Source organism: Acinetobacter calcoaceticus (genome assembly GCF_016508255.1).
Lineage (GTDB): Bacteria > Pseudomonadota > Gammaproteobacteria > Pseudomonadales > Moraxellaceae > Acinetobacter > Acinetobacter calcoaceticus_E.
In genome coordinates this window covers 35,967-49,449 of sequence record NZ_JADVKT010000001.1, presented here as the reverse complement: position 1 = coordinate 49,449, position 13,483 = coordinate 35,967, and the positions used below count along the sequence as shown (strand labels likewise).

18 protein-coding genes are annotated in these 13,483 nt (G+C 37.1%); 7 read left to right on the top strand and 11 right to left on the bottom strand.

What is annotated here, in order from left to right; translation table 11 throughout:
* Positions 1-214 precede the first annotated feature (214 nt).
* A complete protein-coding gene (locus tag I5515_RS00245) occupies positions 215-1,423 on the top strand; it encodes an aspartate aminotransferase family protein (protein WP_199964211.1) in 1,209 nt (402 codons plus the stop codon).
* Between the two features lie 52 nt (positions 1,424-1,475).
* Here the strand turns inward: I5515_RS00245 and I5515_RS00240 are convergent, their stop codons facing one another.
* From I5515_RS00240 to I5515_RS00230, 3 genes are all read right to left on the bottom strand, one after another.
* The gene (locus I5515_RS00240; protein ID WP_004791938.1) at positions 1,476-1,907 is read right to left on the bottom strand and encodes a CBS domain-containing protein; all 432 of its coding nucleotides are present in this window, start codon (positions 1,905-1,907) and stop codon (positions 1,476-1,478) included.
* 144 nt (positions 1,908-2,051) lie between these two features.
* Positions 2,052-2,426, bottom strand: coding sequence for a DUF2750 domain-containing protein (locus I5515_RS00235; protein WP_199964210.1), 375 nt, complete (start codon positions 2,424-2,426; stop codon positions 2,052-2,054).
* 279 nt (positions 2,427-2,705) lie between these two features.
* Positions 2,706-2,939 (bottom strand): hypothetical protein, encoded by a 234-nt coding sequence (locus tag I5515_RS00230; RefSeq protein WP_003652111.1) that lies wholly within the window; start codon positions 2,937-2,939, stop codon positions 2,706-2,708.
* Positions 2,940-3,155: 216 nt separating this feature from the next.
* Between I5515_RS00230 and I5515_RS00225 the strand changes: the two genes are divergently transcribed.
* From I5515_RS00225 to I5515_RS00200, 6 genes are all read left to right on the top strand, one after another.
* Positions 3,156-3,515, top strand: coding sequence for a hypothetical protein (locus I5515_RS00225; RefSeq protein ID WP_005046658.1), 360 nt, complete (start codon positions 3,156-3,158; stop codon positions 3,513-3,515).
* Between the two features lie 98 nt (positions 3,516-3,613).
* The gene (locus I5515_RS00220) at positions 3,614-3,940 is read left to right on the top strand and encodes a hypothetical protein (RefSeq protein WP_199964209.1); all 327 of its coding nucleotides are present in this window, start codon (positions 3,614-3,616) and stop codon (positions 3,938-3,940) included.
* Between the two features lie 120 nt (positions 3,941-4,060).
* On the top strand, positions 4,061-5,173 hold the full coding sequence (gene ftsY, locus I5515_RS00215) for a signal recognition particle-docking protein FtsY (protein ID WP_199964208.1): 1,113 nt from the start codon (positions 4,061-4,063) through the stop codon (positions 5,171-5,173).
* Between the two features lie 188 nt (positions 5,174-5,361).
* Positions 5,362-5,958 carry a nitroreductase family protein gene (locus I5515_RS00210; RefSeq protein ID WP_199964207.1) on the top strand — a complete coding sequence of 199 codons (597 nt, stop codon included), beginning with the start codon at positions 5,362-5,364 and terminating at the stop codon, positions 5,956-5,958.
* A gap of 217 nt (positions 5,959-6,175) precedes the next feature.
* Positions 6,176-6,844, top strand: a complete 669-nt coding sequence (locus I5515_RS00205; protein ID WP_199964206.1) for a DUF2057 domain-containing protein — start codon at positions 6,176-6,178, stop codon at positions 6,842-6,844.
* Between the two features lie 78 nt (positions 6,845-6,922).
* The gene (locus I5515_RS00200) at positions 6,923-7,447 is read left to right on the top strand and encodes a GNAT family N-acetyltransferase (protein ID WP_199964205.1); all 525 of its coding nucleotides are present in this window, start codon (positions 6,923-6,925) and stop codon (positions 7,445-7,447) included.
* An 11-nt stretch (positions 7,448-7,458) separates the two neighbouring features.
* Here I5515_RS00200 and I5515_RS00195 read toward each other — a convergent pair whose 3' ends face one another.
* The 8 genes from I5515_RS00195 to I5515_RS00160 all read right to left on the bottom strand — a co-directional run bounded on the left by I5515_RS00195 (position 7,459) and on the right by I5515_RS00160 (position 13,130).
* The gene (locus tag I5515_RS00195) at positions 7,459-7,758 is read right to left on the bottom strand and encodes a cyd operon YbgE family protein (protein ID WP_199964845.1); all 300 of its coding nucleotides are present in this window, start codon (positions 7,756-7,758) and stop codon (positions 7,459-7,461) included.
* Entirely contained in the window at positions 7,759-7,860 is a 102-nt protein-coding gene (cydX, locus tag I5515_RS00190; protein WP_000270276.1) for a cytochrome bd-I oxidase subunit CydX, read from the bottom strand.
* Positions 7,861-7,870: 10 nt separating this feature from the next.
* Complete coding sequence (gene cydB / locus I5515_RS00185; protein WP_199964204.1) at positions 7,871-9,016, bottom strand: cytochrome d ubiquinol oxidase subunit II; 1,146 nt, start codon at positions 9,014-9,016, stop codon at positions 7,871-7,873.
* A complete protein-coding gene (locus I5515_RS00180; RefSeq protein WP_199964203.1) occupies positions 9,013-10,599 on the bottom strand; it encodes a cytochrome ubiquinol oxidase subunit I in 1,587 nt (528 codons plus the stop codon). Before I5515_RS00180 ends, cydB begins: the two co-directional genes overlap by 4 nt.
* A complete protein-coding gene (cydP, locus tag I5515_RS00175; RefSeq protein ID WP_199964202.1) occupies positions 10,599-10,793 on the bottom strand; it encodes a cytochrome oxidase putative small subunit CydP in 195 nt (64 codons plus the stop codon). The genes I5515_RS00180 and cydP overlap by 1 nt, the downstream gene beginning before the upstream one ends.
* Positions 10,794-11,166: 373 nt before the next feature.
* Entirely contained in the window at positions 11,167-11,775 is a 609-nt protein-coding gene (locus I5515_RS00170; RefSeq protein ID WP_005306154.1) for an OB-fold-containig protein, read from the bottom strand.
* 25 nt (positions 11,776-11,800) lie between these two features.
* Positions 11,801-12,109: a Rieske (2Fe-2S) protein gene (locus I5515_RS00165; protein ID WP_003652095.1), complete on the bottom strand. Its 309-nt coding sequence runs from the start codon at positions 12,107-12,109 to the stop codon at positions 11,801-11,803.
* A 16-nt stretch (positions 12,110-12,125) separates the two neighbouring features.
* On the bottom strand, positions 12,126-13,130 hold the full coding sequence (locus I5515_RS00160; protein WP_199964201.1) for an adenosine kinase: 1,005 nt from the start codon (positions 13,128-13,130) through the stop codon (positions 12,126-12,128).
* Between the last annotated feature and the right edge of the window lie 353 nt (positions 13,131-13,483).

Sequence of the window (13,483 nt, the reverse complement as noted above, 5' to 3'; positions counted from 1 at the left end):
ACTAATCTAGCAGCATTATAGGGGGTGTTCATGTTGCTTTGCAAACCACCTGATTACTTAAAGTTGCATTGAATATTCAATATTTTATTGTATAAACCGAAGCGATAGCGAAAAGCGGACGAAATTTTAGATAAATGATTGATGAGACTTTTCATTAGAGCCAGTTTTTGCTTATATAAACCCTTCTTAAAACCTCATACAGACAGAGTTCGTTATGACTGATATTACCCTAGCTCCAATACAACCTGATCAACCATCACACTTAATGGCTACCTATGGTCGCCAAGCGATCAGTTTTGTACGAGGCCGAGGGGCATATCTATATACTGAAGATGGTACAGAATATCTAGATGCCTTAACTGGTATTGCTGTATGTGGTTTGGGGCATGCGCATCCAGTTATTGCAGAAGCAATTGCTGAACAAGCTGCAACACTTGTGCACACAAGTAATTTATTTGAAATTCCTTGGCAAACTGCGGCTGCTCAGAAGCTTGCCGAGGTTTCTGGCATGGAAGAAATCTTCTTTTCAAACAGTGGCGCTGAGTCAAATGAAGGTGCGATTAAGATTGCTCGTAAATTTGGTACCCAACAAGGTGTACGTTTGCCGAAGATTATTGTGGCGGAACAATCATTTCATGGCCGTACTTTGGCAACACTTTCAGCAACTGGTAATAAAAAAGTACAAGATGGATTTGCTCCCTTGGTGAATGATTTTATCCGTGTACCATTTGGTGATGTGGATGCAATTCAGGAAGCTGCATTACAGCATCCAGATATTGTTGCAATTTTGATTGAACCAATTCAAGGCGAGGGTGGTATTAATACTGCGCCTCAGGGCTTTAGCTATCTTGAAGAAGTCCGTCATATTTGTAATCAGCATAACTGGCTAATGATGCTAGATGAAATTCAAACAGGTAATGGACGTACTGGTAAATATTTTGCTTATCAACATACCAATATTGTGCCTGATGTCCTGACGACTGCGAAAGGACTTGGAAATGGCTTTCCAGTCGGGGCAGTAATGACACAAGGTAAGGCTGTTGGTCTATTGGGGCCTGGTAGTCATGGTTCTACCTATGGCGGTACTGTATTGGGTTCGCGTGTGGTTTATACAGTAATTGATACAATTCAAAAAGAGAATGCTGTAGAAAATGCGGCAGTAGTAGGACGCTATATTGTTGATCAACTTCGTGCACAGTTAACGGAAAAGAATGTTCAAGTGCGTGGTTTTGGCATGATGATTGGTATTCAATTGCCTAAAGATTGTGCTGAACTCGTTGCCATTGCTCGGGATCAACATAAGCTTATTATTAACGTTACAGCAGGTTCGGTAGTTCGCCTATTACCACCTATTAATATGACTCAAGCACAGGCTGATGATTTGTTAGAGCGTTTAGTTGCTTTGATTAATAGCTATCTTTAAATTTTAGTATTAAAAAATGGGCATTTATATGCCCATTTTTTATTTCAAATCATTAACCAGAGATATACTGTTTTAACTGTTCAATTAAGTTTTTCTGATCTTCCATTGCTGCTTTTACCAAGTCACCAATAGAGATAAAGCCAACTAATTTTTCATTGTCTAATACAGGTAAATGACGTAAATGGCGATCTGTCATTAGCTGTAAACACTCTTCAACTGTATTGTTTAGGCTTACAGTAAGTACTTTAGATGTCATAATTTCAGCGACTGTAGTGCTATATGAAGAACGCTCCATAAGTGTCACTTTTCGCGTGTAGTCACGTTCAGATAAAATTCCGACAACTTTTTCACCTTCGGCTACAACTAATGCACCAATTCCTTTATCAGCCATGATCTTAATTGCTTCAAGGACAGTGGCTTCCGGAGAAATTGTAAAAATATCTTGCTCTGATTTGTTTTTGATTACTTGTGCAACGATTGTCATTTCTTCTGTCCCGTGTTTTATCATTTTGTTTTAAATTAGCTTGATTTTATAAAAATGCAAAGACTTGATAGTCATTCAAATACAAGTTTTACACTCAAGCGTTCAAAAAGCATTCTAATAGCGGTTAAGAACCTAAAGAAAACTTTAGGCTCTTTGCCAGTGTGGATGTTTAAAAAAGAAATGATGCATTTGCTGAGTAGATAATTTCAACTTCCTATGAGAAGAATTAAATAAAGCAGGTGTAACGTTGAGTCGGGTTAATGTTGGTAATAACGATTCGTGAAAATCTTTGGGGGTAATTCTTCTCGGTTTGTAATGGGGCCAATGTTCTTTTGCGTAGCGGTGAGCTTGCAAGCCATTGAGCCAGAATGGAAAAATAAAGCCTTCCTGATCTGATTTAATTGCCCAACCTTCATGAAATAGTCCCCAAAGAACTCCGCAATACATCATGGTTCTTAAAATATAAATCTGAATCATCAAGTCTTTTGAAACCGGTTGTAGATTGCTTAAACTATTCATTGTCAATTTAATGGTTCTTAACTTGTCTTACTTATTATAGAAAAATTAGATGACATTTCAGTTTAAACAGGTATCAAATCGTAAACAAATATTCCCAGCTAAGAAAAACACGACTTGAGCAAGTCAAAGTGATTAAAGCTTTAGTGGAATACAAGACTAACAAATTGCTTTTAAAAGCCACTTGGGTCATGACTGAATTGGAGAAGTAAGACTGTAGATAAATTGATAACTTTCGGGTTTTTATGGGTATAAAAAAAACGCCACCTAAGTGACGTTTCTTTATGCTTGCATTGTGGCTAACTTTTGCCAATATTGTGCTTTAAGTGAATCACGTTCAACACGGAAACCTTGATAATACAATTCTGCTAAGAATAGAGCGGCTTTACCGTGCCCAGCGCGAGCAACTTCTTCTAACTGTGTAACTGCATCTTGAAAATTCATTTGAGAATGAATTGTGTTTACAGCAGTTGCGTATACATGTTCTAAATCATGATGAGAGATACGTTGAATCATATAAAACTCCTTATTGTAATTATGATTACTTTTTCTAAAGGCCACTGCCTTTAAATTAATTTAACTTAGAATTATTAAACTAATATTACAAATTGATGGATTTGTCAACTATTAGTATATATCACTTAGTTCACTATTAGGATACATGATTAAACATTATTCACAAATAATTTTGATTAAAATCAATATGAGAATAAAAGACAAGGAGAATAAAATATGACAAATACAATCGACGGCTTTGTTTTTGATACTCCGCCTAAAGAGGAACAAATCATAGAACTGGCCCATTATCACCGTAAATTATTAGATGAAGCTATCTTTCATCAGGAAATCCATTTAGGGGATTATTGTCTTGCACAGCGTAAAAGGGTATTTGATTTTGCTGGACATTTGGAACCCACCCAAAAAAACTGGTTTTATCAAGTTTATGATGGGGAGCTTCGAAAAATTGCCGACGAAGATGAATTACATCCAGCAGATGCAGAAGAAGGATTAAGTATTTTTGCGATGTTTTTAGTCCTGGTGATTATTGCAGCAATTTTATACTTTTCTGTCATTCGTTCACTAATAAGTTAAGCATACTATCCAGTAAGGTATGTTTATCAACTTTACTGGATGTTTGATCTTGTGCTTATGAGCATTGAACCCTACACTACACTAATTCGAGGTAGGTCATGCTCATATTCAAACAAAATTTTCTTAAATTAAAGTCTGAGTTAAAAATTGATCAATGTTTTAACCTATTTGTGGTTATTGTCATTAGCTGTATTTTTGTGCTGGCATATTTAGCATTACTTCGGCCGATTAGTCCGGATCAATATCAAAGAATTAAACAACTTTCTCATCAGGCGACTTATCCAAGAACTCAAGATATGGCTGAGTTGCTTATAGCTCAGTCAGAAATTCATCGGGCAGAGTATTTAAAGTTAATGCATGCTTACCAATTTGAAGATGCTCATATTAAGCAATATCCAGCACTCGCTCAGGAAGATACTCAGTAAATGAGTGAATCAGACTAAATCTTGGTTTCCAAAGCTTTTTGAGCACTATTGTGGCAGGCAAAATTTTGAATTTATGCTAAACTTTATCTTTTTAAACACGCTGCTTTTCAAGGAATCCGCATGGAGCAACAATCGAATCTGCAAAATAAATTCTTGATAGATGCTGAGATCGGTGATGACGATGTCACATTACCTAATTTACCTGCTATCGATGTTCCCATCGTTGAATCTCCTGTTAAATCACAAGAAAATATTGAAGTAGCCAAGGTTGAGGTAGCTTCTACAGATACAGCGGTTGAACAACCAAAATCTGGTTTTTTTGGCCGGATGAAAGAGGGTTTAACTAAAACTCGTCGTAATTTCGCTGATGGTATGGTCAATATCTTGATCGGTGGAAAGGAAATTGACGATGAGTTACTGGAAGAAGTCGAAGAGCAATTATTAGTTGCAGACATTGGTGTTGAGGCAACTAAAACGATCATTACCAATTTGACAGAGCGTACAGCTCGTGGTGACTTGATCTATTCCCACTCTCTTTATAAAGCGTTACAAGAAGAGTTGGTCGCTTTGTTGGCTCCACGTGTTAAGCCTTTACACATTGACCCTAACAAGTCGCCTTTTGTCATTTTGATGGTTGGTGTAAATGGCGTTGGTAAAACAACAACTATTGGTAAATTAGCGAAGCGTTTGCAAGGTGAAGGTAAAAAAGTGATGTTAGCTGCTGGGGATACATTCCGTGCGGCAGCAACAGAACAGTTACAGATTTGGGGTGAACGTAACGATATCTCTGTTGTAGCACAAGGTCACGGAGCCGATAGTGCCTCTGTTATTTTTGATGCCTTTGAGAGTGCTCGTGCTAAGGGAATTGATGTATTAATCGCAGATACAGCAGGTCGTTTACATAATAAAAGCAACCTGATGGAAGAACTTAAAAAAGTTAAACGCGTTATGCAAAAAATTGATGCAACTGCACCTCATGAAATTATGTTAGTAGTAGATGCAGGTACAGGTCAAAACGCGATTAACCAAGTGCAAGAGTTTGACCAAGCTGTTGGTTTAACTGGTATTACAATTACTAAGTTGGATGGAACTGCTAAAGGCGGCGTACTCTTTAATATTGCAAGTCGTACCCATGTGCCAATTCGTTTTATTGGTGTTGGTGAAAAAATTGATGATTTAAGACCATTCTCGGCTAAATCATTTGTTGCTGCATTGTTTGAAACTGATAAATAATTAGTTCTCAGCAATAAAAAAGCTTCACTAAATTGTGGAGCTTTTTTATATTTATATCTTCTTTTATTGTTGCGAAAATAAAACGAACTGTCATATTTTTAATGCTGATTATGAAAAATGACTTTAATACACTGTATTCATTCCCAAACAACGGCCCATGGTCAATCAAATAGGTAGGAAATAACAAAATGTCTACTTTCTTAGATAAAATTAAAAACCGTCGTACTATTTATGCAATTGGTAAAAATGTTGCATTAGATCGCACTAAAATTGAAGAAACAATTCGTGAGGCGGTTAAACATAGTCCATCATCATTCAACTCACAATCTTCACGTGTAGTAACCCTTTATGGTGAATCACATGCTAAATTTTGGAATTTAGTTCGTGAAGCATTACGTAAAATTGTTCCTGCAGATTCTTTTGCGGGTACAAATGCAAAAATTGACAGCTTTATTGCAGGTGTCGGTACTGTATTATTTTATGAAGATCAAGCTGTTATTAAAAGCTTGCAAGAGCAATTTGAATTATATGCAGATAACTTCCCAGTTTGGTCTGAGCATTCAACTGCAATTGCTCAGTTTGCGACTTGGACAGCACTTTCAGAACTAGGCTTAGGCGCTTCTTTACAGCACTATAACCCAATTGTTGATGCTGATGCTGCACAAGCATTTGATGTACCAGCAAACTGGAAATTACGTGCTCAATTAGTATTTGGTTCAGTTGAAGCTCCAGCAGGCGAAAAAGCATTCATTAATGATGCTGATCGTTTCAAAACTTTCAATTAATTGAAATTAAAAAAGAGTACCTATTGAGGTACTCTTTTTTTATGTTTTGAGAATTAATGAAAGGACTAAATAAAACAGATACTGATTAAATTCAATAATATATTTAAAAATAATAAATTAGAGAATTAGCGGATCACTGCACTGTCATAAAATAGTCACAATCATATTGCATATTGCTCATGGTTTCATAGCTTATCAAATATAGAGAAAGAGACAGATGACTTTAAGATTAAGTGTTGCTGCAATTGGTTTATTACTCAGCGGTTCAGTATTTTCAGCAGTTACAATTACAGCGCCAGAGGAAATTGTAATCCTTGCTGTGAATGGTCAAGAAGTCAATTCTGGGTTATTTCGTTCATCTAAAAATAATTATAAAGTCGATGCGGGTGAAACTAGCTTAAGTGTGCGCTACCAAGAATATTTTGAACATTTAAATGGTGAGCATGACATTGTTAAATCTGGTGTGGTTACGATTCAAACACCTACATTACAAGATGGGAAAACTTATAAGCTTTCGATGGTAGATGTGCCTAAAGATTATGAAAATGCGAAAAAATATGCTGAACAACCAACAGTTGCTTTGTACAGTGCAAATAATGAATTAATTGTAAAACAAACTGGTGCAAACAATGAAGCAAAACCATGGTTTGCAACTGGTTTGCTGGGTAAAGTAGCGGATTTCACGACTAAATCATCTAAGTCACAGCCTGATGCAGTTTATGCTTCTGCTAAACCCGCATCTACAGTTGCTGTACCAGCTCCGACGTCTATGCCAGTAACGGGTGTAGCACAAACAAATGATCAACGGTTGGTGGAAACTTGGCAGAAAGCTTCTAAAGCTGAACGTCAAAAATTTATGGCATGGTTAGCTGGACAATCAAATTAATCAATTGCTATTTAAAATAAAGCCGATTTAATATCGGCTTTATTTTTAGATTTTTTATAAATAGCCTAAGTATATTTTATGAGTAATTTATTTTTCCGTTTAGCCCAATTTTCTGATATTCCACAACTCGTAGATTTGATTAATAAGTCTTATCGCGAACAACAAGGCAGAAGTTGGACAACTGAGCTTGAGTTTGTAAAAGGGCAACGTATTACAGAGCTTCAATTAAAAGAACAACTACAATGTGCGAATTCGACATTATTGGTAGGGGAAATTCACCCTTCTAAAATTGTTGCATGTATTGGGCTCACATTTGAAAATAATCAGATTGAGATTGGAACATTTTGTACAGATCCTCATGTTCAGAATATGAGAGTTGGTCGCTCTGTTTTGGAATATGCGGAGCAATATGCATTGAGAAAAGTTCCTCATCTGCTTAATGCCGTAATGTATGTGCTAGATGTACGTTCAGAGTTGATTGCTTATTATGAGCGCCGTGGATATGTGAAAACTGGTAATGAACTGCCATATCCACTTGAAGCAGATGTAGGGGTGCCAATTGTACCTATTAAGTTGATTGAAATGAAAAAAGACCTCATTTGAGGTCTTTTTATTTAGGTTAAAAGCCAGATGTAGTAGCCTAAAAACATGAGAGGCCATGCTACCCATGGACTAAATAACCACTTCCATAACCAGAATTTTGGTACAAATCCGACGCCATAAATAAAGCCACCAGAAATACCAATCATCACCAGCATAAGCTGGCTATGATTGTAGTGTCCATTTGCATCTAGCATAAGCGAAGGGTACACCAATAAGATTGCAGCAAGAGGCAATGCCAACAGAAAAGAAAGGGCCATTGCGAATGCTTGAGCTTTTCGATAATTTGATGCTGTCATTGCATTTGCCATGATTTATTCCTCATCTAGATTTTGATGATGTTCGATATACAGCGCACTGAGTACACCTGCAAAACATGCCATCAAAATGCCAAGGATCCATGCGAAATACCACATTTGCTTCTCCTTAATACAAGCTATGCGAGTTTGACTCGATGTGTTTGTTGGTAATGACTCCCCACATTTTGTAATAAGACCAACTGGTATAGATCAAAATGAGTGGTACAAAAATGCCAGCAGCTACAGTCATAACACCTAAAGTAAGATGGCTTGACACAGCATCCCACATCGTCAAGCTAGAATTAGGATTAATACTAGATGGAAGCAAGAATGGAAACAGTGCAAAACCTGCGGTTAAAATTGCCCCTACAATCATTAAACTTGTGCCAGTGAAACTTAAACCTGCTTTTGCTTTTGAAGACGCGAAAACTGAAATGATTGCACCTAATATTGCAAGAATTGGGGCAACTTTAGTAATTGGGTAAGTACTGTAATTGTTCATCCAGCCTGGATTATTATTTGTAACCACTTCTTTAGCTAATGGGTTGAGCGCAGCATTTGGATCAATAGCAACCGCATAGCTATAGCCGGGCACTTGACCAAAATAGAGCCATGCCCCAACAACAAGGAAACAAATCAAAAATATAATTGCCATGATTTGGGTTGCTTTGGCAGAGCGCTGCTTTAAAGTGCTGTCTGTACGTAACATTAACCATGCACCACCATGTGCACAAAGCATCGATAGACTGACAACACCACAAACTAAAGCAAACGGGTTGAGAAGAGCAAAAAAACTACCCGTATATTCAGAACGTAATGTGTTATCTAAACCAAAAGGTAAGCCTAGAAACAAATTACCGAAGGCTACACCGAATACCAAGGCTGGCACGGCCCCTCCAATGCATAGACCCCAGTCCCAAGAATTACGCCATTTGGTGTTTTCAAGTTTTGAACGATAGTCAAAGCCAACTGGTCGCAGGAAAAGTGCAAATAAAACCAACAGCAGTGCCCAATACATCCCAGAGAACGCTACAGCATATACCATTGGCCATGCGGCAAATAATGCACCACCAGCGGTAATAAACCATACTTGATTGCCATCCCAGTGCGGTGCAATCGTATTGATTGCAGCACGGCGTTCATTGTCAGTTTTACCCACAAAAGGCATGAGTGCCATCGAGCCCATATCGAAGCCATCAGTAAGAGCAAAGCCGATAAGCAGTACACCAACTAATACCCACCAGATGATTTTTAAGAGTTCGTATTCAATCATGATAGAACCTCCCCATTAACAGCTGCTTTTGGTTCTTGCTTTTCAAAATGGTATTTACCAGTATGGAGGGAGCTTGGCCCTAAGCGAGCGAATTTAATCATTAAATACATTTCAATAATTAAAAGGACTGTATAGAAGGCAGCTAAAGCAATTATAGAGCCCCATACGTCACCAGTACTTAAGCTGGAAGTAGATAGATGTGTTGGTAATATTTCACCAATAGACCACGGTTGGCGACCACCTTCTGCAACATACCAGCCTGTTTGAGCTGCAATCCACGGAAGTGGTAATGCAAACAAGGCATATTTAAGTAACCAAGGTTTATTCTCTGCATTTCTTTTTGCTACTGCCCAAGTTGCTAAAATGAACAAAAGCAACATTAAGAAACCTGAAGCTACCATTGCACGGAATGAAAAGAAGAGTGCGGTTACATTAGGAATGGTATCTTTTACGGCTGCTTGAATATGCTGTTCACTTGCATCAACTACATTTGGCGCATATTTCTTAAGAAGTAGGCCGTAACCTAAATCTTTTTGATTTTTTTCAAATGAAGCCAATAACTCGGGTGAGCGATCGCCTGCACGAAGTTTTTCAAGCTCAGCGTAAGCCAACATACCGTTACGAATACGAACGTCGTGCTGTTGCATGAGATCTTTAAGGCCAGTAACTTCTTTGGTCGTTGAACGAGTTGCGATTAAACCTAATGCATACGGAATTTTCACTGCATAATCTGTTCGCATCTTTTCATGATTTGGCACACCAAATAATGTAAAGGGAGCGGGGGCAGGATGAGTATCCCATTCAGCTTCAATGGCTGCTAATTTAGTTTTTTGGACATCACCTAACTCATAACCAGATTCATCACCGAGTAAAATCACTGATAGTGTAGATGCAAGACCGAAAATAGCAGCGATAGCAAAAGAACGACGTGCAAAAGGAAGATCACGTTTTTTAAGTAGATAATAGCTTGAGATAGCAAGTACAAAAATTGCACCAGTTACATATCCCGCAGATACCGTATGTACAAACTTAACTTGAGCCACAGGGTTAAAGATAAGAGCGCCAAAATCAACTAACTCCATACGCATAGTTTCAAAGTTGAATGCTGCTCCAACAGGGTTTTGCATCCAACCATTCGCCACTAAAATCCAGAGCGCTGACATGTTAGAACCTAGAGCCACCAACCAAGTCACACCTAAATGTTGTACTTTACTTAAACGGTCCCATCCAAAGAAAAATAGACCAATGAATGTCGACTCGAGGAAGAAGGCCATTAAACCTTCAATGGCTAGAGGAGCGCCAAAGATATCACCAACATAATGTGAGTAATAAGCCCAGTTTGTTCCGAACTGGAACTCCATGGTTAAACCGGTCGTTACCCCTAAAGCAAAGTTAATACCAAATAATTTTCCCCAAAATTTAGTCATATCCTTGTAAATTTCTTTACCAGAAATGACATAGGTCGTTTCCATGATGGCAAGGATAAATGCCAAACCTAAAGTTAAAGGGACGAAAAGAAAGTGATACATTGCGGTCATTGCAAATTGAAACCGCGAAAGATCAACCACGCTTTCAGAAATCATCAACGTGTCTCCTTAATGTGGGAAATGTTATCGCCAGCAATATGCTCGGCGACCTGATTGTCGAAATTTTTGGGGATGGTGGGAGCATCAAACCAAATATGTTTAATCGTTAAAAGAAGCACTATTTTTATTATTAGAATAATAGTGATTTCTTTAATTAAGCGACTATTAAGATTTTGAAAATTAAGGCTCATAAATCAAACCTCATTTGATATTAATTTTATTATTAATCAAAATATAATAAAAATAAACAATAAATATATTTTAAATGAATATTTAAATAATTAGTTTATAAAAAACAAATGCTTATTATTTTAAAATAAATACTTTACTAAAATGGTTTGAATTGATTGTTAATCCCTACTAAAACACTTGTAAATAATGAATATTAAGTTGATTAAAATGGTTTGTTTTAATTTAATACCAACTAAAATGATTGTATATAATAATTTATAATTTTATTTCTAACTAAAATAGTCGGAATAATAATTAATTGAAAATAAAATAATAGGCATGTAGAAACCCCTATTAAAGGCAATAAATAATAGACTATAAAATTATTAAGAATTAATCGGGTGCGAAAAGGTCGTTCGATACAGAGATTTTTTTGGCAACATAATGGCTTTTATGCACTCTGACAAGAATGACTTGAGAATATAATTCGAGTTCACCATATTCTGGTTCTACTTGAACGTAGTGAAGTTGCCCAAATTCATCACGTACGCGTGCTTGAGCAGAAAAGCCAGGTCTGGCATTACCACTGGAAATGGTCGCTAAGCGCCCTAAAAGATTATAGTTTGTATGTGTAAGCTTTGGCTTAATCACTTGGTCAAGGCAGTGAATCATGAACACAGTAAAAAAGATTGCGATCACGAGGGCTGGAACTATTAAATAAAATGGTGAAATAAAATAATGTTGTATTGCGAAGAAAGAGAGTTGTAAAAAGTAGCCTGCATAACTGAAATTGATGAGTAAAAAAACGAAAATTAGAGCTTTGGAAAATTTAACATTGAGTAGCGGTGAATTAGACAGCCAATCTGGTGCAATTTTTTTAAGTAACTGACTTGGACGCAGTCCAATATACATACCAATGGTTTCTACCACGCTGAGCAATATCAAAGCCACTACACTTAAGTGAAATGGCATAAGATAGTAATTGAAAAAGAAATCAGCCATGGCAGAAACTCTAATGTTAATAGTTTCAGTCTACGATATAGATACCGCCATCTGAATGTACTTTAAGCTCAACTTTATTTAAAAAATCACCTAAACATGGACCTGAAATACATTCGCCTGTTTCCACAGTAAATAAAGCACCATGGGTAGAGCATTGAATGTATTCTTGATCTTGGTCAAGAAATTGATTTTCTAAATACTCAAGCTCAGTTTGTAGGTGAGGGCATAAATTCTGATAAGCATAGAATGCGCCGTCACGTTGCGTAACAAAAATAGTAGTTCCTTGTAAAGTGTCAAAAGCCCTAGCTTCACGCTCAGGAACTTCTTCCGTCATACAGATCCTTTCCATTTTAAGCACATTCCTTCTGAAAATTTTCAAGAAGTTTAGCATAATCATTTACAGCTAAACGTGGGCCAAATTGAGAAACTACTTCACTCGAAATTAAGATAGCTAACTGCGCCGCGGCATTCAAATCTTGATGATAATTTAGGGCATAAAGGAATGCGCCTGCAAAAGCATCGCCTGCACCATTTGTATCTACAGCTTCTACATGACGTCCAGCAACATGGAAATGCTGAGTTGGGTTAGAAACCAATGCACCTTTGGCACTTTGTGTAATGACTACGGTATGATTTTTAAAACGTAATTGAGCAAGAGCATCTTCTACAGATGTTGTATTTGTATACATTAAAGCTTCTTGCTCATTACAAAACAGTAAGTCTACGCCATCATCCATGAGCTCTTCCAATCCTTCACGAGCGTATTGCACCATAGCAGGATCGGAAAGAGATAATGCAATTTTAACGCCATTTGCTTTTGCAATTTCTCTTGCTTGTTTCACAGCTTTACGAGCCGTTTCACTTGTAGAAAGATAACCTTCAATATAGAGCCATTTTGCTGTTTTTAGTGATTCAAAGTCGATTTGATCTTGAGACAATTCAGCAGTAATACCCAAATAGGTATGCATGGTGCGTTCAGAGTCCGGGCTAATGAGTACCATGCAGGTACCAGTTACACCTTCACTAATCGATTTTGGTGTGGTTTGAATGCCAGCTTCATTTAGACCTTGTAGGTAAATTTCCCCTAAGTCATCATGACCAACGCGGCAACCGTAAAAAGCGCTTCCGCCTAGTGCACTAAAAGCCACAGTCGTATTTGCCGCAGAACCGCCACTTGCTTGACCTTTATAGTCTTGGTGCTGTTTTAACTCAGAATAAAGAGCAGATTGCGTGTCACCATCGGACAACTGCATTGTGCCTTTTTGCAAGCCTTGTTGACTAAGAAAATCATCAGACACTTTAAATTCTTGGTCGATTAATGCATTACCAATTGCAAAAAGATCTACAGTTGCCATATGTGTTGTCACAAAATAAAAAATCAGGTAGCCAAGTTTACACCATTGCTTGGATTTGCTGTAGTTTGTTGAATAAAATTCAGTTAATTCAAGAATAGTTAGAAAATATTGTTGTTTGATTTGGATGCTTATGTGTAGCCCCTTTATCGACGTTTGGAAACTGAAAGGTGGTTATTGAGTGGAGCCGATACTTTGTATAAAAAATGGGATACCTTGAAATAGCTAGATTCCAAAGTAATTTTGATAAAAAATAAAATGATTCTGTTAACTCAAGTCTGATTTAACAAGGCCATGGAACTCATAATTTTAATAAATATTATCAATTAATAATGATTCTTGCTAATATTTACAAA

What these genes read in the sequence shown, in the direction of transcription:
- I5515_RS00245 (WP_199964211.1), top strand. Translation starts at nt 215, where the DNA reads ATGACTGATATTACCCTAGCTCCAATACAACCTGATCAACCATCACAC.
- I5515_RS00240 (WP_004791938.1), bottom strand. Translation starts at nt 1,907, where the DNA reads ATGACAATCGTTGCACAAGTAATCAAAAACAAATCAGAGCAAGATATT.
- I5515_RS00235 (WP_199964210.1), bottom strand. Translation starts at nt 2,426, where the DNA reads ATGAATAGTTTAAGCAATCTACAACCGGTTTCAAAAGACTTGATGATT.
- I5515_RS00230 (WP_003652111.1), bottom strand. Translation starts at nt 2,939, where the DNA reads ATGATTCAACGTATCTCTCATCATGATTTAGAACATGTATACGCAACT.
- I5515_RS00225 (WP_005046658.1), top strand. Translation starts at nt 3,156, where the DNA reads ATGACAAATACAATCGACGGCTTTGTTTTTGATACTCCGCCTAAAGAG.
- I5515_RS00220 (WP_199964209.1), top strand. Translation starts at nt 3,614, where the DNA reads ATGCTCATATTCAAACAAAATTTTCTTAAATTAAAGTCTGAGTTAAAA.
- ftsY (WP_199964208.1), top strand. Translation starts at nt 4,061, where the DNA reads ATGGAGCAACAATCGAATCTGCAAAATAAATTCTTGATAGATGCTGAG.
- I5515_RS00210 (WP_199964207.1), top strand. Translation starts at nt 5,362, where the DNA reads ATGTCTACTTTCTTAGATAAAATTAAAAACCGTCGTACTATTTATGCA.
- I5515_RS00205 (WP_199964206.1), top strand. Translation starts at nt 6,176, where the DNA reads ATGACTTTAAGATTAAGTGTTGCTGCAATTGGTTTATTACTCAGCGGT.
- I5515_RS00200 (WP_199964205.1), top strand. Translation starts at nt 6,923, where the DNA reads ATGAGTAATTTATTTTTCCGTTTAGCCCAATTTTCTGATATTCCACAA.
- cydX (WP_000270276.1), bottom strand. Translation starts at nt 7,860, where the DNA reads ATGTGGTATTTCGCATGGATCCTTGGCATTTTGATGGCATGTTTTGCA.
- cydB (WP_199964204.1), bottom strand. Translation starts at nt 9,016, where the DNA reads ATGATTGAATACGAACTCTTAAAAATCATCTGGTGGGTATTAGTTGGT.
- I5515_RS00180 (WP_199964203.1), bottom strand. Translation starts at nt 10,599, where the DNA reads ATGATTTCTGAAAGCGTGGTTGATCTTTCGCGGTTTCAATTTGCAATG.
- cydP (WP_199964202.1), bottom strand. Translation starts at nt 10,793, where the DNA reads ATGAGCCTTAATTTTCAAAATCTTAATAGTCGCTTAATTAAAGAAATC.
- I5515_RS00170 (WP_005306154.1), bottom strand. Translation starts at nt 11,775, where the DNA reads ATGGCTGATTTCTTTTTCAATTACTATCTTATGCCATTTCACTTAAGT.
- I5515_RS00165 (WP_003652095.1), bottom strand. Translation starts at nt 12,109, where the DNA reads ATGACGGAAGAAGTTCCTGAGCGTGAAGCTAGGGCTTTTGACACTTTA.
- I5515_RS00160 (WP_199964201.1), bottom strand. Translation starts at nt 13,130, where the DNA reads ATGGCAACTGTAGATCTTTTTGCAATTGGTAATGCATTAATCGACCAA.